This window comes from Chitinophaga sp. sic0106 (assembly GCF_019219075.1).
Taxonomy (GTDB): domain Bacteria; phylum Bacteroidota; class Bacteroidia; order Chitinophagales; family Chitinophagaceae; genus Chitinophaga.
Window position 1 is genome coordinate 59735 of the sequence record NZ_JAHUWJ010000013.1, and the last position, 24749, is coordinate 84483.

21 protein-coding genes are annotated in these 24749 nt (G+C 46.8%); 8 read left to right on the forward strand and 13 right to left on the reverse strand.

Annotated features, from left to right (window positions below):
• The first annotated feature begins 36 nt into the window (after positions 1–36).
• From KW844_RS18835 to KW844_RS18845, 3 genes are read left to right on the forward strand one after another with little or no spacing between them, the layout of a single operon-like run.
• Positions 37–582, forward strand: a complete 546-nt coding sequence (locus KW844_RS18835) for a hypothetical protein (RefSeq protein WP_218378331.1) — start codon at positions 37–39, stop codon at positions 580–582.
• Between the two features lies 1 nt (position 583).
• The gene (locus KW844_RS18840; protein ID WP_218378332.1) at positions 584–1033 is read left to right on the forward strand and encodes a helix-turn-helix transcriptional regulator; all 450 of its coding nucleotides are present in this window, start codon (positions 584–586) and stop codon (positions 1031–1033) included.
• 26 nt (positions 1034–1059) lie between these two features.
• Positions 1060–1485: a hypothetical protein gene (locus tag KW844_RS18845; RefSeq protein ID WP_218378333.1), complete on the forward strand. Its 426-nt coding sequence runs from the start codon at positions 1060–1062 to the stop codon at positions 1483–1485.
• 90 nt (positions 1486–1575) lie between these two features.
• Here KW844_RS18845 and KW844_RS18850 read toward each other — a convergent pair whose 3' ends face one another.
• The 3 genes from KW844_RS18850 to KW844_RS18860 all read right to left on the reverse strand — a co-directional run bounded on the left by KW844_RS18850 (position 1576) and on the right by KW844_RS18860 (position 7704).
• Positions 1576–3102: a RagB/SusD family nutrient uptake outer membrane protein gene (locus KW844_RS18850; RefSeq protein WP_218378334.1), complete on the reverse strand. Its 1527-nt coding sequence runs from the start codon at positions 3100–3102 to the stop codon at positions 1576–1578.
• A gap of 12 nt (positions 3103–3114) precedes the next feature.
• Positions 3115–6483, reverse strand: a complete 3369-nt coding sequence (locus tag KW844_RS18855; RefSeq protein WP_218378335.1) for a TonB-dependent receptor — start codon at positions 6481–6483, stop codon at positions 3115–3117.
• Positions 6484–6549: 66 nt separating this feature from the next.
• Positions 6550–7704: a FecR family protein gene (locus KW844_RS18860; RefSeq protein ID WP_218378336.1), complete on the reverse strand. Its 1155-nt coding sequence runs from the start codon at positions 7702–7704 to the stop codon at positions 6550–6552.
• A 115-nt stretch (positions 7705–7819) separates the two neighbouring features.
• On the opposite strand from KW844_RS18860, the gene KW844_RS18865 reads away from it, so the two are divergent.
• Genes KW844_RS18865 through KW844_RS18880 form a run of 4 tightly spaced genes read left to right on the forward strand, consistent with a single transcriptional unit; the run spans position 7820 to position 11967 of the window.
• Positions 7820–8386 (forward strand): RNA polymerase sigma-70 factor, encoded by a 567-nt coding sequence (locus tag KW844_RS18865; protein ID WP_218378337.1) that lies wholly within the window; start codon positions 7820–7822, stop codon positions 8384–8386.
• A 41-nt stretch (positions 8387–8427) separates the two neighbouring features.
• Positions 8428–9114, forward strand: coding sequence for a flavin reductase family protein (locus KW844_RS18870; RefSeq protein ID WP_218378338.1), 687 nt, complete (start codon positions 8428–8430; stop codon positions 9112–9114).
• A gap of 47 nt (positions 9115–9161) precedes the next feature.
• Positions 9162–9956 carry an AraC family transcriptional regulator gene (locus KW844_RS18875; protein ID WP_218378339.1) on the forward strand — a complete coding sequence of 265 codons (795 nt, stop codon included), beginning with the start codon at positions 9162–9164 and terminating at the stop codon, positions 9954–9956.
• A 52-nt stretch (positions 9957–10008) separates the two neighbouring features.
• On the forward strand, positions 10009–11967 hold the full coding sequence (locus KW844_RS18880; protein WP_218378340.1) for a M1 family metallopeptidase: 1959 nt from the start codon (positions 10009–10011) through the stop codon (positions 11965–11967).
• A gap of 5 nt (positions 11968–11972) precedes the next feature.
• Here the strand turns inward: KW844_RS18880 and KW844_RS18885 are convergent, their stop codons facing one another.
• The 6 genes from KW844_RS18885 to KW844_RS18910 all read right to left on the reverse strand — a co-directional run bounded on the left by KW844_RS18885 (position 11973) and on the right by KW844_RS18910 (position 20370).
• Positions 11973–12257 carry a hypothetical protein gene (locus KW844_RS18885; protein WP_218378341.1) on the reverse strand — a complete coding sequence of 95 codons (285 nt, stop codon included), beginning with the start codon at positions 12255–12257 and terminating at the stop codon, positions 11973–11975.
• A gap of 134 nt (positions 12258–12391) precedes the next feature.
• On the reverse strand, positions 12392–14083 hold the full coding sequence (locus KW844_RS18890) for a SusD/RagB family nutrient-binding outer membrane lipoprotein (RefSeq protein WP_218378342.1): 1692 nt from the start codon (positions 14081–14083) through the stop codon (positions 12392–12394).
• Between the two features lie 25 nt (positions 14084–14108).
• Positions 14109–17543, reverse strand: coding sequence for a SusC/RagA family TonB-linked outer membrane protein (locus tag KW844_RS18895; RefSeq protein WP_218378343.1), 3435 nt, complete (start codon positions 17541–17543; stop codon positions 14109–14111).
• Between the two features lie 469 nt (positions 17544–18012).
• Entirely contained in the window at positions 18013–18936 is a 924-nt protein-coding gene (locus KW844_RS18900; RefSeq protein WP_218378344.1) for a hypothetical protein, read from the reverse strand.
• Positions 18937–18965: 29 nt separating this feature from the next.
• Positions 18966–19511 (reverse strand): RNA polymerase sigma factor, encoded by a 546-nt coding sequence (locus KW844_RS18905; RefSeq protein WP_370626503.1) that lies wholly within the window; start codon positions 19509–19511, stop codon positions 18966–18968.
• Positions 19512–19548: 37 nt separating this feature from the next.
• Positions 19549–20370, reverse strand: a complete 822-nt coding sequence (locus tag KW844_RS18910; RefSeq protein ID WP_218378345.1) for a hypothetical protein — start codon at positions 20368–20370, stop codon at positions 19549–19551.
• Between the two features lie 185 nt (positions 20371–20555).
• Between KW844_RS18910 and KW844_RS18915 the strand changes: the two genes are divergently transcribed.
• Complete coding sequence (locus KW844_RS18915) at positions 20556–20999, forward strand: lipocalin family protein (RefSeq protein ID WP_218378346.1); 444 nt, start codon at positions 20556–20558, stop codon at positions 20997–20999.
• Between the two features lie 381 nt (positions 21000–21380).
• Here the strand turns inward: KW844_RS18915 and KW844_RS18920 are convergent, their stop codons facing one another.
• The 4 genes from KW844_RS18920 to KW844_RS18935 form a co-directional block, all read right to left on the reverse strand.
• Positions 21381–21956: a DUF4256 domain-containing protein gene (locus KW844_RS18920; RefSeq protein WP_218378347.1), complete on the reverse strand. Its 576-nt coding sequence runs from the start codon at positions 21954–21956 to the stop codon at positions 21381–21383.
• 144 nt (positions 21957–22100) lie between these two features.
• Entirely contained in the window at positions 22101–23261 is a 1161-nt protein-coding gene (locus KW844_RS18925) for a TlpA disulfide reductase family protein (protein WP_218378348.1), read from the reverse strand.
• 14 nt (positions 23262–23275) lie between these two features.
• The gene (locus KW844_RS18930) at positions 23276–24583 is read right to left on the reverse strand and encodes a RagB/SusD family nutrient uptake outer membrane protein (RefSeq protein WP_218378349.1); all 1308 of its coding nucleotides are present in this window, start codon (positions 24581–24583) and stop codon (positions 23276–23278) included.
• 6 nt (positions 24584–24589) lie between these two features.
• On the reverse strand, positions 24590–24739 hold the full coding sequence (locus KW844_RS18935; protein WP_218378350.1) for a hypothetical protein: 150 nt from the start codon (positions 24737–24739) through the stop codon (positions 24590–24592).
• Between the last annotated feature and the right edge of the window lie 10 nt (positions 24740–24749).

The following is a 24749-nucleotide window of genomic DNA, read 5'->3' on the forward strand; positions in this document are numbered from 1 at the left end:
TTAAGTCGTACATTTGTCAACCTATAAGTTACCCCAATGCAATTAATTGAAGTTTATAAAACAGACATTGATAATCAACTTTTAGCCATAAAATATGATGGAAATGACACTGATGAACTTACACGAATCTTTGATGACTGGTATGATGTAGAGTTTTTATACAAATTCCTGGAGGCAAACCAACAAGATCTGGAGGAAGCTTTTCAGCGGAAGATAACAATCGAAGAAGCAGTGGAAGAAATATCATCGGAAGTGGGTATGCTCGAAGAACAGTTATTAGATCGATTTACTAAAGGCAAAATGCAGGAACTATTCGCGCCTTTAAATAATAATGAATATGTTATTGAACTTCAAGAATCAAAAGGAAAAATAAAAGCGAGGAGCTTTAGACGACCTAAAGTACGGATCTATGCGATTAGAATTGCACCAAATGTTTTTATTATTACTGGAGGAGCTATTAAACTAACAAATGCTATGCAGGATCGCCCTCATACTCGTATGGAATTAATCAAAATCCGAAAAGTAAAGCAATGGCTAAGACAAAATGGTTGTGAATTCCCTGAAGATTTAAACGATTTGTAACATGAACAACATTAAACTTGAAAAATTAATCAGCAAAACGCCTTCTGATTGGAAAGAAAAAGCGCAACAGCGGATGGGCGAAAAATCGTGGAAACGCAAATCAAGAGCAGTGGCTATTACTGTCCTTTCACAATTGAGCGCAAAAGGAATAACTCAAACAGATCTGGCAGAGCGAATGGGTGTATCCCGACAACAAATTTCAAAGATTGTAAAAGGGCAGGAAAACCTAACACTCGAGACTATTGATAAATTAGAACAGGCATTGGGCATTACAATTATAAAAATTCTAGCAGGCCACACTGAAACATATCAGGCAAAAATACCTTTGCCAACGAGCTTAATAATACCACAAGTTTTAATATGTATGCCACTCTTTTCTTCCAAAAGGAAACAAAAAGAGGCAGTTATTGAAGTTCCTGATAATAGTACTTACATGTCATTTACCGCCTGATACCACAACATACATTATCTAATCACATGAATATAGAATACAGATTTTTAAACATCATAACCGAGCAGTTTGCAATTATTGAACATGTTTACAGGGAAGGGATAGTATCCAATATTAAAGCCACTATTGGTTATAATGTTTCAGATAATGCGCCAGCAATAAAGACTGCTATTAAATTAGAAATATTTCAGGAAGAGAAAATATTCCTGATCTGCGAAATTGCATGCATTTTTGGAATTAAGGATAATAGTTGGGTCACGATATATGACAACACAGCCAAGCAAATAAAGTTGCCCAAAAAATTCGCAGGTCAACTGGCAACTCTTACCATGGACACCGCGCGGGGCATACTTCATGCCAAAACGGAAGGATTACCTGTACATACTGCTGTTATTCTCCCATTAACTTCATTCAAGCATATTGTAAAAGAAGATGTGATAATAGATTTATAAGATACAAAGAATGCTATGTGATCAAATAGGCCTGCTCATGCTGAGGAGGCCTATTTGATCACATTGTATTCCGTTCAACAAAAATCCCCCTCAATACCCCGGATTCTGCTCCAAATTGGTATTAACAGACCGTTCATTATTATTTACCGGCAAGTACTTCGACTTATCCGTATACCCGTTAGGAAATTTCGTTTCAATCAAGCTCCCATCTGCCCCACGCACCTGAATCGGATAAATATCTTTTCCGATGCCCCAGCGTCTTACATCATCCCAGTACAATCCTTCCAATGCAAACTCAATACGACGCTCATGACGCAGTTGCTGCAACGCAGCCGGCTGGGTCAGGTCAGGCGGCAACGCGGTGATTTTCACATCGGAGCGGGAAGTACGAATCTGGTTGATCAGCTGAATGGCCTGGGGGATATCAGTCCCTTTTTGAATCAGTGCTTCCGCCTTTGATAAAAGTACATCCGCATAACGGTATACGATGTAGTTGAGCGGCTCCTGCCCTGCCACTACCTGCTGCGTTTCAATGGTGTATTTGCGGATGCTGAAACCCACCTTCTGGCCGGTGTGATTCTTAATATCTACAGGATATAACTGCCCCTGGAAATAGGCGCCGGGTCGGAGAATGGTGAAGTCCAATCTCGGATCACGATTGGCATATGGGTTCGCCTTATCCACCGGAGAGCCGTCAATGGTTTCATAGGCATCAACGAGATTTTGAACGGGTGCTACAGAATTGGAGCCGTCTATGCCATACTTCATATTCTGCGGCTGCCAGTGACGGTCAAAATAACTTCCTTGTTCAAAAGGTCCATCCATATACTGCACATCAAAAATTACTTCCGCATTATTTTCATTGGCCAGTTGGAAAAGGCCTTTATAACTGGGAAACAGACTGTATTTACCCAGACCTTCAATCAAACCAGCATACTCCAATACCTTATCCCAATTTGCAGTATAGAGGTAGGCGCGCAGTTTCATGGCGTAGGCTGCCCCAAGAGTGGCCCTTCCGGCTATCGGCGCATCCCTGGCCAATAATTTGATGGCCTGGTCATAATCATGGTGTACCTGTGCCCAGGTTTCCTCTTCTGTATTGCGTTTGATCTGACGGGCATCATCCGTACTAATGGTGGTAGTAAACACAGGAACCCCACCATAGGAATTAGCCAGCAAGGCATAAAAGACCCCACGCAGGAAATATACCTCACCGGACATCTGCGCTTTCAGCGCAGTATCTATCGGCACATTACCAATATTTTCCAGGAAGGTGTTGGCGCGATTAATACCGGTATAACATTGTTTCCAGCGATCAATCACTATACCGCCATCGTTAGCAGAAATACTGCCGTTACCCACCTGCTGCTCCATCCCTTCCCAATAGGCCCATTGATAGGCATTGGGAGAACAGGCATCAAATCCGCCACCATAACCATACACACCTGATTCGTGCAACACGTTGTAAACGCCGTATAAAGCCAGCAGCGCATCAGATTCTGACTGCCAGAAATTGCCGGTAGTGATACGGTCATCCGGTTGTTTATCCAGAAAAGATTTAGCACAACTACTAAAACATATAACCGTTACCGTTAGTATATAGATCAGATTTCTCATTTTTTATTCATTTTAAAGTTGCAGGTTAATACCAAAAGAAGCGATGACCGGTGTTGGATATACACCTCCCCCGTTGTCAAACGTATTTTGTTCCGGATCAAATCCTATGTAACCTTTGCTGGTAAAAGACGGAAGGTTTTGTACGTTGGCATAAATGCTGGCGCTTTTAAAGTGAACAGCCCGCAGCCATTCCTCGGGTAACTGGTATAGCAACTGAATATTCTTAATTTTCAGGTAGCTCATATTTTGTACCCAGAACGAAGACTCATAACGGTTCCAGGTATCGTTTACCTTTATACGTGGCAGGGTATTACTATGGTTTTCCGGTGTCCAGGCATCCCTCCAGCGCGTCAGCAGGGAACCACCGGAAATACCGAGTGGCTGCGTCCATGCACTCTGGTTGTAACCATTCACGCCGGCCATTCCCTGGGTTACTACGTTGAGGCTCCAGCGTTTGTAATTCACATTGAGGGTAAGGCCATAGGTCCAGGTGGGTAAGGTATTGCCCAGGGCTTGCTTATCGTTGAAATCCAGTTTACCGTCCCCATTCACATCCTCGTATTTGATATCGCCGGCCTGTGGCGTGTAGCCGTTAGCGTGCATGTAATCGGATGCTTCTTTATCAGACTGGAAGATACCGTCAAACTTAAACCCATACAGCATTTTATAAGGTTGTCCTTCACGAATCAGCCAGAGCTGGTCAGGAGCGTCTTTACGGAAACGCGTCACCATATTTTTAATGTGCGATACATTAGCGCCGATACTATAGCTAATTCCCGATTTATATTCCGGCGAGCGATAGTTTACGGATAACTCAAACCCTTTGTTATTCATCTTCCCAATGTTCTGGATGGGCGCATTTACTTCTCCCAAAGTAGCAGAAATAGGCAGCTGCACCAGGATGTTATCGGTATTTTTATTGAAATAGTCGAACTCAAAAGACAATGCATTATCAAACAATCCTACATCCAGCCCTACATCTGTACTGGCAGTTGTTTCCCAGCTGATATTCGGGTCTACCAGGTTCACAATAGCTGCCCCTGGAGCCAGCTGTCCACCTACGGTATAACTGGTACTGTTTGCTTGCGTAACAGAAGCGATGTACGGGTAATTATTATCTATATTCTGGTTACCCAGCTGTCCCCAGGAACCGCGTAATTTAAGCTGACTGATAGCCGGTATGTTACGTATAAATGCTTCCTTTTCCATGGCCCATCCAACGGACACCGAAGGAAAATACCCCCAGTGGTTACCTTCCCTGAAACGGGAAGATGCATCCGCACGCAGGTTAGCTTCTACCAGATATTTTTCCTTATAATTATAATTGATACGACCAAAATATCCGAGGTTGCTCCACTCTGTAGTATTACCAGTAGCTTTCACATTGGAGGTTCCGGCATCTACTTCGTTCAGTCCGGATTTAGGCGGGTCGGACTTTTGAGCACTCATATCCTTCAACTGGTAAGATTCCGACTGCATACCGATGATAGCACCAATATTATGCGTATGGTTAATTGATTTCGTATAGTTGAGGGTGTTATAGTATACCCAATAAAATTCCTCATCATTACCCCTGTAAGGAGATATCTGGGTAGGATAATCGAGTACTTTACTTTGCTGGCCGGCGGCGGTATACACGTAGTTCATCTGGTTGTACCTGTCCTGGCGGTTATTATTCGACTGCCCGGTAAACATGGTTTTAAAAGTCAGGTCTTTAGTGAGGTTAGCCGTAGCATTGAGCGTAGCACGGAAAAAATTATTCATATACTGCGACCTGCCATTATAAAGATCCGGCAGCGGATTGCGCGAATCGACTATTGGTGCGCCATCAGGCCTGAGTGCCTGTGTAGCACCGAAGCGGCCGTCCGAAGTATAAGGTGCAATAAAAGGATAACCACCGTTGGACATGATGTAGTAAACGCGTGAGATACCATCATATGGACTGTTGGTTTCTTTACGGGTGATCTGCACGCGGCCACCTATTTCTAACCAGTCCTTTACTTTATTATTCAGGGAGAAGTTAATGCCATAACGCTTGCTGTCGGTTTGTTTGATGATACCCTCCTGCGAAAGATAGTTGGCAGAGAGGTAATAATTTTGTTTGGCGGAGCCTCCTCTTACCGACACGTTATGTTCTGTAATAGGAGCTGTGCGATAGATCTCTTTATTGAAATCTGTATTGGGATACAGGTAAGGGTCGTTGTTGTTAGCAAAATCATCTATCACCTGTTGCGGAAATATGGGATCACCACCATTGTTGGTAACTGCCTGATTCCAGGTTTTCATGAGCTCAACACTGTTGGTTACCCGGTCATATTTCCTGCCCAGCTGCTGGAAGCCATAGTAGCCGTTGTAGGACAAGGTAGGGTCACTATTATAACTTCCTTTTTTAGTAGTCACCAATACCACCCCGTTAGCGGCCCGGGAGCCATAGATGGCGGAGGAAGCCGCATCTTTCAGAATGGTAATGCTGGCAATATCAGCCGGGTTCAGTTCGGCCATACGGCCCTCTACCCCATCGATCAGTACCAGCGGATCGGTATTATTAAGGGTGCCATAACCACGCACACGAATAGTAGCACCATCGCTGCCGGGAGAGCCCGAGTTCTGACTCACAAACACGCCGGACACCTTACCGGCGAGGGCCTGGCTGGGATTAGTAATGGGCCGGTTCTCCAGCGCCTTGTCATAACTGATGGTGGCCACGGCGCCGGTCAGGTTAGCACGTTTCTGGGTACCATATCCTACCACTACTACCTCCGAGAGCTTATCCTGAGATATCTTCAAAACAATAGCAAGCGTAGCTGTTGATTTCACTTCTACCTCGGTGGTTTGAAAACCGATGGAAGATAATACCAGCACATCCCCTACTGAAGCCTTTATGGAGAAGTGACCATTTACATCGGTAGTGGTAACTGCCGTACCGTTTTTGTTTTTCACCGTGGTGCCAATCACGGGTTCTCCATTTTCTGTTGTCACATTACCGGATACAGGGGCCTGGGAGGGCGACTGGCGGAGGTTTTCCTGCACCGGCATTTCCTTCTCCCTGATAGCAATTACTTTATCATTCACCTCATAGGCTAATGGCTCATTCTTAAGTATTTTATCGAGGATAGACAGCATTTCCTCGTTCACTGTTTTGATAGTAACCGGCTTCGCCCTCCGGAGTAATTCATGCTTGTACCAAAATGCATAGCCGGATTTTTCTTCCATTGTTTTGAATACGGTTTCAAGCGGCTGGTTAGTAACATCCAGGCTCAGGCGAACATGCAGCTGTTTGGCAAAGGTCAGACTACAGGATAACATCAGTCCGAAGAGCAGGAGCATAGGCTTCCCGGCTTGCAACGGGCGTGCAAGCGATCTTTTGAAAAATGATCTCATTCTTTAGATTTTAAATTGGTAAAATGGGTAACAGGCAGTAACCGCCTAATAAATCATGGTTTTAGTTTATTCAATAAAGATTTTTTTGCCTGTAGTATGAAACCTGGCACCATTGGCTTTGAGCCCGCTTAATATCGCTGAGAGCTTCATGCCGCGGTGAATTTTGACATGGAAGGTACCCTGGTCAGTGGCATTGTCCGTAATAACATCCACATCGTACCAACGTGCTACCTGCCGGAATACTTCTACGATAGAAGCATCGTTGAATTGCAGGTAACCTTTTTGCCAGGCCATTACTAACTCCAGATCTGGTTGTGTCACTTTCAGTTCACCGGCAGCATTTACGCTGGCTTGTTCACCGGGTTCAATACGTTTATTTTCATTTTTTACCTTTACATGAATACTCCCTTCCAGTAATGTTGTTTTAATGCCTCCACCATCATCATAAGCATTCACATTAAAGTGAGTACCCAATACTGCTACTTTTACCGTGCCTGCCTGTACAGTAAATGGTTGACGTTTACCGGCAATGGTCCGCTTTGCTACTTCAAAATAGGCTTCTCCGCGGACGCTAACTTCCCGCTCCTGCGCCATACCAGCCGGATAGCGGATGGCGGACATGGCATTGACCCAAATTTTACTTCCATCAGCCAGTACTACTTTATATTGCGCTGCTTTGGGCAAACTAACCTGATGAAATCCGACTTTACCAGCATGCGCCGTGGTATACACAATTTCATCCGTTGCGACTTTAGTAATCCTTGTGCTTCCATCCGTCACTGTTGCATGCAGTGGTACTGAGTCTAATGCAATCTTCCTGTTATCTGACAGGTATAACCAGGCCTTTTCCTGGTTGGCATATGCATTCACTGCCAGCACTTGTTTGTTTTGGGGAGATGGTGATTTGCCCGTGTGCTGCAAGTACCATAACAGGGAGCTTAGCAACACACCTACCGTGATGGCAGCAGCTACCCAACGCAGGTTTTTAAAACTGCGTACAGGCGTGTGGTTTATTGACTCTTCCGGCAATTCCAACCTGTTCAGCAGCATAGCCTTTGCATCTTCCCGATATTGTATAGCCTCCTGTGAATCCTCCTCTTCAAACAATGGTTCATCCCCATCATTTTCATGAAGCCAATCCTCCACCTGCTGTATTTCTTCCACGGACGCAGTACCATCCAGGTACCTCTCCAACACCACAATATTTAACGCTTTACCCAAAGAAAATCCTGTTTATTATTACTGCGGATATATAGTATAAACGAGCGAAAAAAAGATAACCGCTATTGCATTTCAATATTTTTTTCATTTATTTTGTTTACCACGCACTCATCAAATGAAGGAGTCCTTTGCAAACGCTACCGACAGTGAACTGTTCCAGCTTATAACGGCGGGGAATCTAAAGGCGTTTGAATTCATTTATGACAAATACTTTATCAGCCTGCTAAATATTGCCTACAAACGCATGGGCAACAGGGAGGATGCGCGGGAAGTAGTACAGGATGTATTTGTACGCCTGTATGCCAGCCGGGATCGCATTGAACATACTTCGCACCTGCTGGCCTATATGCATAAATTATTAAAGCATGGTATGATTGACCGTTACCGGCAGAAGCTGGTACAGGAAAAGCAACAGGATGCATTGCGTGCATTAATAAAGGGTGAACCTGCAGTACAAAACACCATCAGTATCGACAGCAAACAGCTGGAAGAACGTATACACCGCGTAGTAAATAACCTGCCGGAAAAATGCAGAGAAGCATTCCTGCTAAGCCGCTTACAATTACTATCCCACCAGGCAATTGCAGACCGGATGAATATTTCAGTCAGCACAGTGGAAAAACACATTGTAAAAGCATTACATACACTCAGAAAGCAACTGGGTATTAGTTGGATTTTTTAGCAAGATTCGGGTTTCGGGCGGCATTCACTTCTCATAGCTTTGTGAAAAAAAAGTTCACCATGCACATCCAGTCGCACCCTTCAATACTTTATTTCGGCACACCCGTCATGCTGATTAGTACCACCAATGAAAATGGCACTTTTAATCTTGCCCCCAGCTCCTCCGTATTCTGGCTAGGCTGGCGTTGTATGGTAGGATTGGCAGCATCTTCCAAAACAACGCAAAACCTGCTACGCGAAAAAGAATGTGTCATTAATCTCCCTTCTTCGGACCTGGCCGATGCGGTTAATAAACTCGCAAAAACCACCGGCAGCAACCCTGTACCCGCAGGTAAAGTAGCAAAGGGATATTTCCATGAACCCGATAAATTCGAACGGGCAGGCCTGACACCGGTAAATTCAAAAACAGTAAAACCTCCATCAGTACTGGAATGCCCGGTGCAGCTAGAAGCAGTGGTAGAAGCAATTCATGAACTGGCAGCAGAGGATGATGCCATGCGCGGGAAAATTATCGTTTTTGAAATGCGTATACAACGGGTACAGCTGGAAGAAACAATACTGATGGATGGGAAACCGGATCATGTGGACCCGGACAAATGGCGGCCACTTATCATGAGCTTCCAGGAATTTTATGGCCTGGGAAGTAAAGCAGGAGCCTCTACATTAGCACAGATACCCGAATCCTCCTACCGCACGGCCGACTTTACGAGAGCGCTGGAGACCTATTAAAGATATCGGTATTCATCGTATATTCGATTATTAAAATCAACGCCCCCATGGGTACTATTTTGTTGCCCGGTCATTACTTCGGTACTGAACGACAATCCAATGACAGTGCATCCTTTAAGATAAATATTACCACCTATCAGCAGGATGAAGTCCTCCGTGAACATTATCATGAAAATGCTTACCTGAGCTTACTCATAAATGGCAGCTACAATGAAATACATAAAAAAGGAGATAACATCATTCAACCTGGAGAAATCCTATTCCGTCCCGCTGGCTATACCCATGCCAATCACTTTCATACCCCAGGCAGGTGCTTGAATTTTGAGTTTAAGCAGGAATGGATGGAGCAACTGGATTTCCGGCCAGGACTTCCTGGCTCCGTAGCCATTTTTAAAAATGGCTGCTTCGAAGAAATGTACCGGCTGCTATATTCCTTTCTGGCCGATGCGCGTACGGACCTGCCTGAAGAGTATATCATCAACTGGTTGGGTAATTATGCTACAGCGGCTGTACCACAGCGACTCGAATGGCTACCCAGGGTAAAAGCCATTTTGGAAAATGAGTTCGACCATCATCATACCATCCAGTCACTCGCGCAACGCGTGTTTACCCACCCGGTATACCTTGCCCGTGCCTTTAAAGAACGTGTAGGCATGACCGTTGGGGAATACCAGTTGCGCATGCGACTGCGCAAAGCAACCATGCTCTTGTTTACGGGCAACCTGCCTGTCAGCGATATCGCCTTTTCCTGCGGCTTTACCGACGCGCCACATCTGATCCGCTCGTTCCGTGTGTTCTACCACGTTACCCCCAGGAAATACCGGCAGTTGCTAAAAAGTTAATCCGGTACAATTTTTTCATCGTGCACTACCGTTTCTTTGTAAAAAAAAGAAAATGCGCCTGCTGATCATCATCATATGTTTTTTAGTTCCTGTACAGCTTTATTCACAAATCCAACCGGATTACCAACTCGATATACAGGCCCATCCGGCCACTAAACATTTCACTGTAACCGGCAGCACTACTTTCGTTACGGATGCTACCATGGCCGACTCGCTTGACATCCGCCTGGCCAGGGTAGAAAACCTGCGCCAGCTACAGCTGGAAGGCGCAACAGGAATGCTCGATTCCAGCAACAGGAAAAGCGGGGACGTGATTTACCGCTGGCATTTCAGCAAACCCCTGGCTACGGGTACGCGTATACGACTTTCCTTTGCCTATGAAAGGGGCAGTGCATCAGCCTTTCAGTTTTACCTGGATTCCGCTTACTGCTGGGCAGGCGGCTATGGCTCCGCATGGTATCCGCAAGTGCAGCAGCGTGCTGCCGATGGCTCCTCCAATACCTTGCGCGCTACCGGAACTATTACCATCACCACTTCCAACCAAATGATGCCGGTAATGGCGGCAGCAGCTATCACCCAAGCAGGCAACAGCTACACGTATCATTATACCCAACCGGATATTTTTTCTTTATACATCGGCAACTATAGCAGGCAGGAAATAAAAGGCCCTACCAACTATTACACCTATACTTTAAGCAAGGAGGTAGATGGTAAGGATATTTGCCAGAAAGCCGCCTCGGTATTAGATTTTCTCAGTACGCAGTTTGGTCCGCTCCGCATTCCAAACTTCTCCATTATCGAATACCCGGACCTGGTGGCCGAACGGATGGGCATTGGTGGCGCCAGTATTTTCGGTGGCGTAGTAATGCCTACTTCTGCGTTGCAACAATTTAATTACGCCCTGTTTGGCCATGAAATTGGCCACCAGTGGTGGGGAAATAAGGTCAGATCGAAAGGTGAAAAAGGAAACGCAATACTAACGGAAGCCATGGCACAATATGGTTCCCTGCAGGTAGTAATGCAGTTTGACCCGGCCCGTGCCCGCGATTACCGGATGACAGGCTATCCGGGATACCTGAAAGACCAGAGCGGCCTGGGATATCTGAAAAACGCCGCTGCCGGTAACGATGAGCCACTGGTAGCATTGTCCGGTTACAATGATCATATTTTGGGAGATAGTAAAGGCTTCCTCGCACTGGAGGTACTGGCTAACACCATGGGTAAACCAGTATTTCATAAAACCCTCCGCACCATTGGGGAGCGGTATGCGGCTACCGGGCTTACCTGGGAGGATTTTGTTGGGGAGATGAACAAAGCGAATGGTAAACCGCTGGACTGGTTGTTCCAGGAATGGTTTGAACGCACCGGAGCGCCCACCTGGGAAAGCGAGTGGCAGCAGCAGCAAAACAAGCTGCAACTCACCATCCGTCAGCAGGACAGCCTCTATCACCTCCGGCTGGAAGTGCTGATCACCTACGACAACGGCAACACCAGTCTGGAGCAGGTTGCCATCCAGGAGGGTACAACGGTATTGCAACTACCCCTTAAAGGAAAAGTAACAGCCGTATCTATAGACCCCGATTTCAAAGTGCTGCATTGGGACGCCACGCTGAAACCTAATGCAGTAGCGCAGGCAAAGGTAGTCCGGGTGCTCAACCTGCGTATAGCCGGCAAAAGCAATGAGGCCTTTGCCCTCGCAAAGTCTTATGTGGAAGATAGTATCCGGGAAGATTTTTATGGCGTGAGATATGCCTTGCTGAATCATATGGGCCGTATTGCCACCCAGCAAAATAAACCGGAGGAGGCATTGCGATATTATCAGCAATCGCTGCAATGCGCTACCCGGATTCCCGAGCTGCTGGCCATGACTTATTACCGCATTGCGCAACTGGCGGCATCCACAGGGGATACTGCTTTATTACACCGGGCAGTGGATAATGCGCTGGTGGCAGATAAATTAAATGGCTCCGCAGATGGTATGGAAGCTAAAGTACGACAGTGGATGCAGTAACCTGGCTATTCTTCGTCCTCGTCCTCCAAATCATCGGCATCAATCGTGAGCACAACCCGCTCAATGTAGAGTGTTCCAATGAGTGGTTTGAATTTCTTCCGCATCAGGTCGAACAGTTCAGCAGGGGCTTTATCCCGCTGGTAGTAAAAATCGAATGTATCCGCCGGCACACCTATTTCGGCTGCGATATCCGTATGGGTAAGGGTTTGACCAGCGTCCTGCGCGCGCTCGATCAGTCTGTCGATAGTTAAGGGAAAGACCTCCAGTACATTCTCTTTTTTCTTTCTCATATTAAGGGTCAGGCTTAGAAGTTGGGAATAGTAGTAAACATATGCGATTAAATATAGGGAAACTCATCCAAACAATCAGAAAAAGCTTATCGCAAAAAATAAAAGGGTGTCTTTTTACGGACACCCTCTTACGTTTAATTACCTTTTCCAAAATCAGGTGCTGACTTATCATACCAAATCCGCTGTGAACTCAGGGTCTGCAAATCCTGGGCATTGGGCGTGAATCCCTGCTGCTGCATCGCAGTATTCCAGTTAACGCGGTTTACCTCTCCCGGGTCGGTGAGCCAGAAGCGGCGAGGGATCAGCTCATTGAATGTTTCCCGGGCATAGTACGTGGAATTATTTTTGGGATACCCTGTTCTTCTGCAAAAAACATAGGCCTCATTGGGCTGCCGATACATGCCCAAAAACTGCTGCACATATATTCTCTCCAGGTCATTTACCCCATTAAACTTAACATCCGGCTGATTGAGATAGGCATTGATCTCCGTGAGGCCTGCACCCGTATAGGCTACTGTAGAACCAGCGGCTATCGCAATGGCATTCATGGTTTGAATGGAAGAAGTGATGCCCTTCTTATACCAGTCTTCCGCCGAGCCTTTGGTGTCTACTCCTCCTGCATATCCTTTCTGTATAAATTCAGCGATATAAAAGCAGGTTTCTGCGTAGGTAACCGGTACATCCATAAAGTTACCGGTGGCCTGGTTTAGTTTGGGAGAGAAGAATTTGCGGTTAATCGGCGAGATCAGGTTGTATTTAGTATACTGACTTACGATAAACCCATTACTGATGTAACCCGCCACGGCAGGGTTAGTGGTCCAGTCGGCCGGGCCGCCCTGGAACTGAATCAGCGGGTCAGCGGGATTAATAAACGCCGGCAATGTTACATTGTACTTTGTCAGCGTATCCTTGTAAGCCCCTACGAGGTCGTTGGGCTCAAAGTATACCGGCAACCGGGGATCATTGCTTTTTTTCAGGAAAGCCATGATAGACGTAGTAGCATAGCGGCGACTACGGTAATCAATATCCGCACTTGTGCCGAAAGGAGTGAAAGTTGTATTGAGGTACTTTACCTGCGCATCATCTGCATTAATAGGTCCTGTGGCATCTTTCATCACTTCCTGGAAGATGGCCTGGCATTTTGCCTTATCCGCGTTTTCTAACCTGGCGGCTATACGAAGTTTAAGGGTATTGGCCAGCTTGATCCATTTTGCCCAGTCGCCCTGATAAAATATATCATTAACGCCATAGGTCACCTGGGTAGGCAGCGTATTATCCGCCAGTACTTTGATGGCATTATCCAGCTGCGACAACCAGGTGTTCATCAGCGTCTGCTGCTCGTCGTATACCGGGTTGTACTTTGCGTCGTAACGCCCGCGGACGGCTTCAGTATAAGGAATGGAGCCATTCATGTCCGTCACCTTCAAACCGTGCAGTACCTGTAATACATATGTTACCTGTGCAATTTTCTGGTATTCGTTCTTGTTGGCCATAGCATCTACCTGTTTCCTGATTTCAAACAAATTGGGCAGGATTTGCAGGTAGTAATTATTATAGCGTGTGTTGACATTATTGGTGATTTCATACGGGCTGGAGGTTACATGCTGGGTAAAACGCATCAGCTGCTCCATACTTTCCCATACCCACTCGGTACCCTGGTAGGTCACTATTTTATCTTCCACGTAGCTCAGCAAAAATTTCACATCCGGCTTTGATACCAGGCTGGGGTCCGTATTGATATCCCCAAAGTTTTTCGTACAGGCGTTGCTACCCAGCAATGCCAGTAACAAGGCGGCTTTTATATATTTTGGAACGATTTGTTTCATGATTTGTCGTTTTTGATGATAGCAATTAGAATCCTATCCTGATAGTACCTGCTATTGAGCGAACCATCGGCAGAAATCCTTCTTCCCCGGAGAAAGCAGTGTTGTTAGAGTTGTTAGATGCCGGGTTATAGTTATACGGCAGTGAATTGTACAGGTATAACAGGTCGCGCCCAACGATAGCCACACTCAGGTTGTTCAGCATCAGCTTTTTGCAGAGTGCCGGTGAAAACTGGTAGGCCAGCGACACCTGGCGCAGGGAGATCCAGGAATTTTTCTTGATCCAGTAATCTGAAACACCCGTGGAAGAAGAGCCGTAACGATAATAGAACTGCGGCGCATGCGTTGGCTCCACATATCCTTTTTCATAAGCCTGCTGGTAGGTAAGGCCGCCTACATTTACCTGAGAACCATCCGGCAGCGTTACCATCTGGCCTTTTGCGAACACACCGTCCGGAATGATACCATCATCATAGGTTTGATTATCATACTTACTGGTCCATGTTATACCGCCATGATCTGCATCTCTCCCAGCCAGTGTATTAGGCAACACACCCGTATGGGTACCATACCGGTAGGTGAGCAGTACAAAGTCGCCGCCGATTTTAGCATCCAGCAATACATTTAGCGACAGATTTTTATACTTGAAAGTGTTGTTCCATCCACCGCGGAATTTCGCATTAATATCCCCTACATCCTGCAGGGTATTACTACGGGCAGGGAATCCGGCACGGGCATCGGAGCGCCACGCCAGTTCTACTTTTCCGTTGTTAGGGTCCGCTATCGGATTACCATTGGCATCGGTAGCCTGGTACTTTTTAGATTGAATGGTGGTGCGCAGGGTGCCATAGGATTTACCTACAATCGCCCAGGTGCTGATCTCTCCGATGTTTGCTTTCAGGTCATATTCTGTTCTGTCGGTGTAAAGGGATTTGATCAGGTTTCTGTTAAAGGAATAATTCACGCTGGTAGTCCATTCGAAATTGGTGGTTTTCACCGGTGTGGCATCCACCATTAGCTCCAGCCCTCTGTTCTGGATATTTCCGGCATTGATGATGATCCCTTCCAGCCCGGTTTCCGGAGGAGTGCCGATGTCGAGGATCTGGTCTTTGGTGTTATCCTGGTATACAGAGAAATCAAATCCTAACCTGTTTTTAAGGAAGCGCATTTCCAGGCCCAGCTCCTTCGCTATTTTACGCTGTGGTTTCAAACCTGGCACAATCGCGATGAACTTACCGGTTAACGGGTCCGGGTAGCGGCTGTAGGTAGATATTGGCAGGTCCTGCCCGTTGGACATCGTATATCCGTTGAATGCAAAACCCGGGTTGATGGTAAACGGATCGGTATCGCTACCTAAGCCGGCAATATTGCCTCTCAGCTTACCGAAGGTGATCCATTCCGGCATCTTAAAGGTTTCAGAAAACAGCCAGGAGGCGCTGACAGCCGGATAGGCGTAGAAGTGATTTCCTGTGCCGTCGGTGTAGGTGAGTGCAGAGGACCAGTCGCCACGGAAAGTTCCCTGCAGGAACAGCTGATTTCTCCACGAGAGGTCCACGCTTGCGTAGATGGAATTGAAGGCTTTCCTGTTTTTCACCCCACCTTCTGCTTTTGGCTTCTCTACAGAGTTAGCGAGGAAATAGTTGCCGGGATAGCTGAGTCCACCAACGGTTTCACTGTAATTATAAGTGGTTTGGAAACGTTGTGTTTCGCCGCCAATGTAACCGCTGAGGTCCAGGTCTTTGGTGAGGGTTTTATTCACTGTCATCATCCATTTCAGGAAGTAGCTTTCCTTGCTGGTATGTCCCAGGCCATATAGTCCGCCTGCAAAATTCTGACCCTGTCCCAACTCCTTGTTTTCGTTGCGGGTGTACAGGTTATTCACATTTCCTTCCAGTACCATTTTGGCCCATGGCGTAAGGGTAGCGGTAAGGGCTACACGACCACGGATTGTTTGTTCATTCTGGAGATATTCGTTTTCGAAGAGATTGAACCAAAAGCGGGATTCCGGCACTTTGTTCGGTTCGTTTGGATCGGCAGGATTAGGTGCCCCGCCAAAGATGCTGGTATATTTATCCTGTTGCATCCAGTATTTGGTATCGTAGTTACGCGGCAGCAGCCAGGTAAACAGTTTACCGAAGTTATAGGAAGCGAAAGCATCCAGGCCACCGAGTCGGGGTGGATTCTTACCGCTGAAATAGGTGTAGTTGGCACTAACATCGGCGCTGAGAAATTTGTTGAGGGTATGTGTAACGCGGGCTTCCACACTATTTTTCAGCATGCTGTTATTGCGCACGATGCCTTCGCTGGAGTTGCGGGTATAAGACACGCGGAAGGTGGAGCGGTCGTTCCCTCCGTCGATGGCCACATTGGTGGTGGAGCCACGACCGGTCTGGAAGGCATCGAGGAAGTTATTGGGTTGTGCTACGTAGCGGGTGGTGGTGCCGTCGTAGTTGATAACTTCCTGTCCGTTCAGGCGGGGCCCCCAGTTTTCCAGCTCACGGCCAATCCCGCGATCGATGTAGGGCTTACCGCTGGAGGGGTCTATGGGAAATACTTTCGTACGCCAGTTATCGGTAGGCAGGTAGTTAGGGTCGCGGTTATCTGTAAAGAATGCGCCTACGGTTCCGCCGCCGAATTCATTTTGAAAATCGGGTCCGGCATAAGGTTTAAACACGTTGAATGTCTGACTAACGTTAATGCCTAAACCTTTTCTTTCCTTACCTTTTTTGGTAGTGATCAGCACCACCCCGTTGATGGCCCGGGAGCCGTACAGGGCAGCTGCGGAGGAGCCTTTGAGTACCGTAACCGTTTCAAAGTCTTCCATGTTAAGGTTCTTGAGGTCGTTACCGAAGTCGCGGCCTGTACCGTTGAAGGTGCCATCATCCATGATTACCCCATCGATTACAAATATGGGCTGGTTATTATTTCCCAGGGTAGAGTTACCGCGGATAACAATTTTAGTACTACCGAAGAGGCCACCGGCGCCCTGATCGATCTGCACGCCGGCTACTTTTCCCTGCAGGGCATTGACCGGGTTTACTTCGTTGGTAACGGCGAGGTCGGCCCCTTTGATTTCTGTGGCAGCGAAGCCGAGGCTCTTTTTAGCTTTGGTGATGCCCAGCGCGGTAACCAGTACTTCGCCCAGTTGTTTGTTGTCGTCCGCCATGGTCACGTTAATGGTGGTTTGACCTTTTACGGGAATTTCCTGACGCAGGAAACCGATGGCATTGAATACGAGGGTGCCGTCACTGGCGACGGTGATGGTGTAGGTACCCTCGCCGTCCGTAATACTGCCGGCTTTGGTGCCTTTTGCCAGTACGGTTACGCCGGGCAATACTTCTCCTTTGGGAGAGGTTACTTTACCGGTGACTTTAATGTTTTGTGCTGATAGCAGGTAGCTGCAACATAGGAAAAGGTACAAAAACAATACCCCGCGCTTGCAGCAGTGTCGACATGTCCACATACGTTCTGATTTTAGAGGTTGATAATTAGTGATTGCTATAAATTGATTGATGTTTTGCGTGCGATTGAATAATTGGTTGATTACAGGGATTGATGATTGCCTGGTGACTAAAACGATTTATGTGATAAATTGTTCAACTGTGATACGAATAAATGCAAATTCGTAGTTATACAAATACAGTTGAGAGCGGAGTTGAGCAGAGTTGCGGATTCTTATCCTGTCCTTTTCTCAGCCATTGATATTCAGGAAGCACTTTTAGGAGATAAACATCCGGGCGAACTACCTGGTAGATCCGAATGGTAAGATTATCGCGAAGAATTTACGTGGAGAGGAGTTGCAGCCGGCGTTGGAAAGGCTATTGAAATAGTAACTATTATGGAGGGCGGCGCTGCTAAAGCGTCGCCATTTTTTTAGCAGTTTCTATTTGAAAACCGGACTGCTGTAATGACTCCGTGTATCAGGATAAACCTTATTCATTTTTTATTGTAGAATCTTTTTTCACGCCTATTTTATAGTCATCATCTGTAATCCCACCCACTCCTTTCGGTTTCTTTGTTTTGGGTTGTTCTGTTGTAGGCGCTGCCGGGGGAAGTGTTGCCGGAGGTGGGGCCACCGGATCTGCCATGGGTTCGGTCTGTTCCACAGCAGGGGTATCTATAGTTTGTGGCGCCATCTGGATGGTGTCCGGATGGAACAGCAGGGAATCTATAGGTACGGACATACGTATAGCCGGCAGGGTGATAATATTATCCGGGTCAACGGAGAAAGAATCCTCGTTGGGAACGATCAATGTTTTCTGTGGTACAGACCGGGACGGTGCTGCAGGCAGCACCGGTTGTTTGGTGTGAAGCGTAAGCATGAAAGAACCCGCCACTGCGGCCGCGGCGGCGCTGGCGAGACTGATCCAGCCGCCGGTAGTGATCTTACCGAATATGCGGGCTATCTTGGATTTATCAACCTCTTCGGCATGGGTAGGTTGTTTTGATTGGCTGGTAAGATCAGGTATTTCGGAGGAGTTAGCGGCGGAAGCAACAGCTTCAGCTTCTTTAATACCGGTCATATTCGGCGTGTTTGCGCCTTCCGTCATCTGCGGAGTATCCGCATCTCCAGGTATTTGGAGCGTACCCTCATCAACAGGGCTCTGTGGTGCATCCCCACTAACAGACACCTGCGGTGCATTCTCATCAGCAGTCATCTGCGGAGCATCCGCATCAACAGTCACTTGCGGTGCATCCGCTCCATCAGTCATCTGCGTCCTATCCTCGTCTTCCTTATGTTCCGGTATATCCATACCATCCGCACTATCCCCCATTGCATCCATCTGCACGGCAATAGCTGCCCAGATGCTGTCCGCCATATCTGGAACAGGCACCTGGCTGAGCAATGTCGCCATTAACTTTTCGGATGGTCTGGGTGAATTCACTATTTACTAATTACCGTTAATTTTTGCTGTAGTATTTTCCTTGCCTCGCTGAGATGCCACTTACTGGTACCTTCACTAATATTCAGGTGGGTGGCAATTTCCCGGTGCGTATATCCGTCGATGGCGTATAAAACAAACACCGCATGTGTGGCTGGTGGCAGTTGTCTGATAAGTTGTAATATTTCGGCAGCATCGTTTTTCTCCATCACGGTGTTTTGCACAAATGGTTCCTCAGCTGTATCCAGTTCCAGGTGACTGAAGCGGCTGCGTTGTTTGATATGGTCCAACGCTTCGTTAATGATAATTCTTTTCAGCCAGCCGTGGATATTACCTTTGCTACCATCGAATGTATGCAGACTGCGAAACATTTTCACGAAGGATTGCCCTAATATATCTCCTGCTTCCTGTTCATCGGCGGCATATCGCATGGCAATAGCCATACCAAACGCGTAGAGCTGTCTAAACAGCTGTTCCTGCGCTTTTCTGTCGCCACTCCGACAAACGATGATAATATTGTTTAAATCCTGTTCCAGATGTTCTTCAATCCTTTAATACAGTTTATTCATTGGTTGCCTAACCTAATTACCATTTCGCATTATTGACCTGCCTGGCCAATAGGGCGGTGGAAATAGCGCTGATATTCAACTTCTCTGTGCTGTCGAGCTCATTATAATACCAGATGTTATGATCTACCAGGTCGAGGATGCCGATAACGCCACCGGCAGTACTCAGTTCATAGCCAGACAGGACCTTCCAGGGGAGCTTCCCGCTTTTCCCATTGGACATTTCAGTTTTTTTAATACTGAGTGGTTTTATGAAGATGGTGTCTGTCCCATTGGTGGCAAGGCCGCTGTCTTCCTGTTTGAACAGCCCAAAGGGATTCGTATCCTTGGTGATCTTACGGTCGTAGAGGTTCGTCATCAGCACTTCCCAGTTGCGGCCTGCCTGCGCAGTATCCCCGCTGATTTTGGCCGAAAATACATATTCGTATTGCTGAACAATACCAATACCATTAAGTATGCTTTTGCTGTTAAGCACTGAATATTCATGCCGCTTTTCTACTTCCAGCTCCGCTCCAAATACCTGTACGGTATTACTACCGTCACTGATAGAGAACCTGAAACGGGCTTTTTCATTTTCCACTGTCTCGGCCTTTGATATTCCAAACTGGTTCAGTACCAGATTGTCCAGGAAAAACAGTTTCCCCCAACCAGGATATTTGATTTGCATACCTCTCTTAATACGGGATGTACTGTAATTGGCAAACGACATTTTATTTTTATGAGCACCGCTTACATGCTGCATAGTAGCCTGCTCGCGGAAGCGCTCCGGTACGGTCAGTTTCATGGAGGGCCCACAAGCTGCCAGGAAAAAGAGACCTAATAATAATAACCAGCTGTTCATCTGATGCTAAAATCTTTTCAAGTCTAAAATAATATTAAACGGGAATTAAATGACTCCGTCTGTCAATAATACCTCTGAATTTTTCAAAGGGTTGGGTATCCCTGAAAAAAAATATTTTTCCGGAACTACCCAACCATTCCTTCTCTGAGGTGGGTATTACTGGTATATCAATTTAAAAGATGAATATGAAAAGCACCATTACCCTGGCCGTAGCTGCCCTTGCATTCGCAACCCTGTTTTCCTCCTGTAAAAAAGAAGACAGTAAACCAACCAACGGATGTGAAATAAGTATAACCGGCATCGCAGGCAATTATAAACTAACCGGCATCCAGTACCGCGAAAGTTCGTCTAAAACACCGATAGACTATATGCCCCTGCAAGACCCATGTGAAAAAGACGACCTGTTATCCCTGAAAAGCGATGGTACCTATGATTATAAAGACCTCGGTATCCAATGCGACCCGAATGGCAACGATAACGGTACCTGGGAAGTTAAAAATGGTAACCTTGTCATTGACGGCGTACTGCATGGTACCATCACCGCCTATGACTGTAAAACCATCACCTTTTATATAGAAAATACCATCGTAAGAGGTGACAGGATGACCACTATCATGACTAAACAATAGAATAAGTATCATACCTGCCAGCTATGCCAACCTCGCGGCGCGCAGCGGGGTGGCTGACGGCGGAGCATACAGGCACGCCCACCTAATGGTGGGAATGGTATTTCGTAAACATGAACATGATCGCAAGGACTTACTTGAAAGATGCATGCAGGCCCACCTCCATAACGAGGGCAATGTCAGAGAATGGTTTGTCGTAAAATGACAGGAATAAGCTCGCCTCATAGCGAGAAAAATAGGCTTTTATATTAAGTCTGTCCGTAAATGTAAGGTGCCTGCCTCCAAAAAAACATCATACCGCAATCCCAAAGCTGTTAAGCATATACCCCGACAAAAGTGTATATCTATCCACTATATTGCCATAAAAAGACATATACCAACTAACTACACCATCAACAGCCCCCGAAAACCCCGGGAACTATAATAAGACGACGCCCCATTATGATATATAAACACCTGATCATAGCGCCTGTCCCCAAACAAAGCCCCTCCCAGCTTCCTGACCCCATCCGGCGTCATCACCCAGCTGGAAGTCTTCAAATCAAACTGCCCCAGCTCCTGCAACCAATGGTACTGCTCCGCCGTTAACAATCTTATCCCCATCGCCTCCGCCATCGCTACGGCACTATCCCCCGGCTTATGCTCCTTACGCGAGGCCAAAGCCGCCGCATCATAACACACATTCCGACGATCCTTCGGCGTTTCCACCGAACAATCACAAAAAACAATTTCATCGGAATTACCATTCCGCCCAATCACATCCGGCTCCCCACCTGTTTCCTCCATCTGCTGCAATGACCAGCACTTGCCAGGCGCCGCATTCAGCCGCTCCTGTACTTCCTCCCAGGAAATACCTTTGTGCCGCAACATATGCTGCTCAAAACGACGCTGCAAAATATTCAACAGCGCCTCACGCTCAGTAGCCGATAAACGGTTTTCAGTAGATTTACCTTTTGCCATAACGTACCGTGTTTCAGGATTCATAAACAGGTGAATTCACCCCTACACGAAAATAAAATTTTATTACCAGCCATCAAGCACAAAAGAAAAAGCGGCCGCATCAAAATATGATACAGCCGCTGTAAAATAAAGTACAATATCTCCCTACTTCCCAAACACCTCCTTCAGCTTCACATCCACATCGTGACTATCCCCAATCCAACGGCCTATTATTTTCCCCTCCTTGTCCAGCAATATCTTCGTCGGAAAAGCAGCAATCCCATAAGCACTCACTGCATCAAACTGTGCAATACCCTCATTATTCAGCACATTCACCCAGTTAATACCATCCTGCTCAATAGCTTCCAGCCAGCCTTTACGGTTTTTCTCGAGGTCGGAACCATTCTCAGAAGCAATGCCTACTATCTCCAGACCATCCCCCTTATACTTGCTGTACAGCTCCTTCAAATGAGGATGAGAAGCACGGCAGGGATGACACCAGGTACCCCAGAAATCCAGCAGCACATAACGACCCTTCAGCGTAGCCAGACTCACCTCATTACCATGCATATCCTTCTTACGCAGATCAATCGCCGCTTTACCAATAGCGGTAGCTTCCAGACTCGCTATCTTATCCCCTACAATGCGGCCATAGCAGCTTTTTTTAGCTTCAGGCCCCAGCTTGTCGTAGGCGATTTTCAGCGTATCCTCCGGCATAAATACGTGTGTGCGGTACAGGTAGTACATGCTCAAAATTGAGTTAGGATACTTCACAGTGAAAGACTGCTGCAACGCACGCTCCTGGTCCGCATTGGCATAGTTGATTTTACTGGCTATCTTCCTGAAACCAGGTGTGGCACCAGGCGTATAAGCCGCAGCGGCTTTACGAATAGCCGTCCACGCGGAATCCTCCATCTTGTTTTGCTGAGCGCGGATAGCTTCCCATTCCTTATTACCTTTCCCTCCCTTTACACTTGCTGCATAAATTCGGTCTGCATCTCCACTGATAGTAATCACTTCATTGGACAATACAAATGACAAGTATGGGGCCGGAATAGTTTCCCCATCTACACGCAATTCCAGTGCTGGGTTCCCTTTCAGACTCAGTGAAGCAACCATCGCCTCACTCACCGCACCCTTCATGACCATATATCCTTTCTCCAGGGTATAGGTACTGTCTACCTTCCGTTTATTTCCTTCTACATACACCAGCCAGGGTGTATAATTTTTATAATTGCTGAGCTTAATTTTCAGCGTATATCCTTGCTGGGCAATGCCTGCAGCCGCCATCAACAGGCAACTGAGTAATAACAGATATTTCTTCATCGCAGATTGTTTTATTAAGGATTATTAGTCATGCCAGGATTGTTATCCATCACATAAATCGGGAAACGCATGGTAAGTCGCTCAGGCTTTAGTGTATACGTTGCCGTTATATTACCTTTTATATCCACCACCGTATGCGTGTGCCCAACAGTGCCCGCTAAATCAGAATCTACGGACAAGCGGCGCATATCAAACCAGCGTTCACCGGTGATCGCCATCTCACGGATACGCTCTTCCATGACGTATTTCAACAGGGAAATTTTGTTGCCTGCAATCGCCGCCGGCACCGGCGCGTCGGCTGCGGACACACGGGTCAACCGGAAGTTTTTCAGATCTTCCGCCGCCTCAGCAGTTTGACCCAACCGGGCTTTACACTCCGCCGCCAGCAGGTACATATCGGGAACGGTTACCCCAAAGTTGGCGTACGACTGCCCCCAGGCACGCCGCATCCCATTAGGATAAGTTTCAAAAGTCAGCCAGGTTTCCGTACTGTAAAACTTCAGCCTTTCATCACTGGCGGTGAATAAGGCGGCAGTAGCAGCACTCAGGATCACCCCATCTAAACCCGCGCCGTATATACGCTGGCCTGACTTCATATAAGCCACCTCCTTGTCCATATCCACCATCAGCCGACTAGGGCCATACATCGGATCAATAGGCAGGAAAGTACCACCAGTCGCAAATTCCTTGTGATAATCATACAGCCCCACATTGGTTGTAGCTGCCGGCAATGCGGCAATAAATGCATTGAGCAACGGCGAGGCTTCCTGCCACTGCTGCATATACATATATACCTTGCCTAAAATAGCCTGTGCTGTAGGCTTTGCAGCCCTGGCCCTGTTGCTGATGTTTGCCGGTAACAACGGAATAGCCTCGTTCAGATCAGCAATAATCTGATCATATAACTGCTGCACCGTAGCCCTGCTAAAACTGGTCTGCGTCACATCCGCATTCATGAACAGCGGAGATGCCAGGTCTGTTTTTGCGGTAGCAGCATTATATGGCTTACCATACAGGTTTACCAGTAAAAAATGTACCCAGGCCCTGCCGGTAAGCGCTTCCGCCAGTATGGACTTCTTTTGCGCTTCCGTACCGCCGGTAGATGACATCACCTCTTTTATCACCTTGTTATAGAGGTAAACCTGCTTTACCATCGCAGCAATTTCAGAGTCGGTATTGGTCGACAGGTAAATATCATCTGCCCACTTGAAGGCTTCCTGATCGGCCAGCGTCATCATCCCAAACCCTAACGTGGTAAAATTTGGCGAACCTGTCACCTCATCTCCCATCACTCCCGGAGAAAATATTTGGAACTGATGCAAGGACGACTAGTTCAGGATCAAGTCATAATCAGCTGTTTTTTGTGCAATCAGTTTACCCTTTGGCGTTACTTCCAAAAAGTCCTTTTTGCAACTCATCGGCACCAGGCCTATTATGGAAAGTGAAAGTATTACTAATTTTTTCGCAACCTTTTTCATGCGGATCATT

Coding starts and splice junctions, on each gene's coding strand:
- KW844_RS18835 (WP_218378331.1), top strand. CDS start 37: ATGCAATTAATTGAAGTTTATAAAACAGACATTGATAATCAACTTTTA.
- KW844_RS18840 (WP_218378332.1), top strand. CDS start 584: ATGAACAACATTAAACTTGAAAAATTAATCAGCAAAACGCCTTCTGAT.
- KW844_RS18845 (WP_218378333.1), top strand. CDS start 1,060: ATGAATATAGAATACAGATTTTTAAACATCATAACCGAGCAGTTTGCA.
- KW844_RS18850 (WP_218378334.1), bottom strand. CDS start 3,102: ATGAGAAATCTGATCTATATACTAACGGTAACGGTTATATGTTTTAGT.
- KW844_RS18855 (WP_218378335.1), bottom strand. CDS start 6,483: ATGAGATCATTTTTCAAAAGATCGCTTGCACGCCCGTTGCAAGCCGGG.
- KW844_RS18865 (WP_218378337.1), top strand. CDS start 7,820: ATGAAGGAGTCCTTTGCAAACGCTACCGACAGTGAACTGTTCCAGCTT.
- KW844_RS18875 (WP_218378339.1), top strand. CDS start 9,162: ATGGGTACTATTTTGTTGCCCGGTCATTACTTCGGTACTGAACGACAA.
- KW844_RS18880 (WP_218378340.1), top strand. CDS start 10,009: ATGCGCCTGCTGATCATCATCATATGTTTTTTAGTTCCTGTACAGCTT.
- KW844_RS18885 (WP_218378341.1), bottom strand. CDS start 12,257: ATGAGAAAGAAAAAAGAGAATGTACTGGAGGTCTTTCCCTTAACTATC.
- KW844_RS18890 (WP_218378342.1), bottom strand. CDS start 14,083: ATGAAACAAATCGTTCCAAAATATATAAAAGCCGCCTTGTTACTGGCA.
- KW844_RS18895 (WP_218378343.1), bottom strand. CDS start 17,543: ATGTGGACATGTCGACACTGCTGCAAGCGCGGGGTATTGTTTTTGTAC.
- KW844_RS18900 (WP_218378344.1), bottom strand. CDS start 18,936: ATGGCGACATTGCTCAGCCAGGTGCCTGTTCCAGATATGGCGGACAGC.
- KW844_RS18910 (WP_218378345.1), bottom strand. CDS start 20,370: ATGAACAGCTGGTTATTATTATTAGGTCTCTTTTTCCTGGCAGCTTGT.
- KW844_RS18915 (WP_218378346.1), top strand. CDS start 20,556: ATGAAAAGCACCATTACCCTGGCCGTAGCTGCCCTTGCATTCGCAACC.
- KW844_RS18920 (WP_218378347.1), bottom strand. CDS start 21,956: ATGGCAAAAGGTAAATCTACTGAAAACCGTTTATCGGCTACTGAGCGT.
- KW844_RS18925 (WP_218378348.1), bottom strand. CDS start 23,261: ATGAAGAAATATCTGTTATTACTCAGTTGCCTGTTGATGGCGGCTGCA.
- KW844_RS18935 (WP_218378350.1), bottom strand. CDS start 24,739: ATGAAAAAGGTTGCGAAAAAATTAGTAATACTTTCACTTTCCATAATA.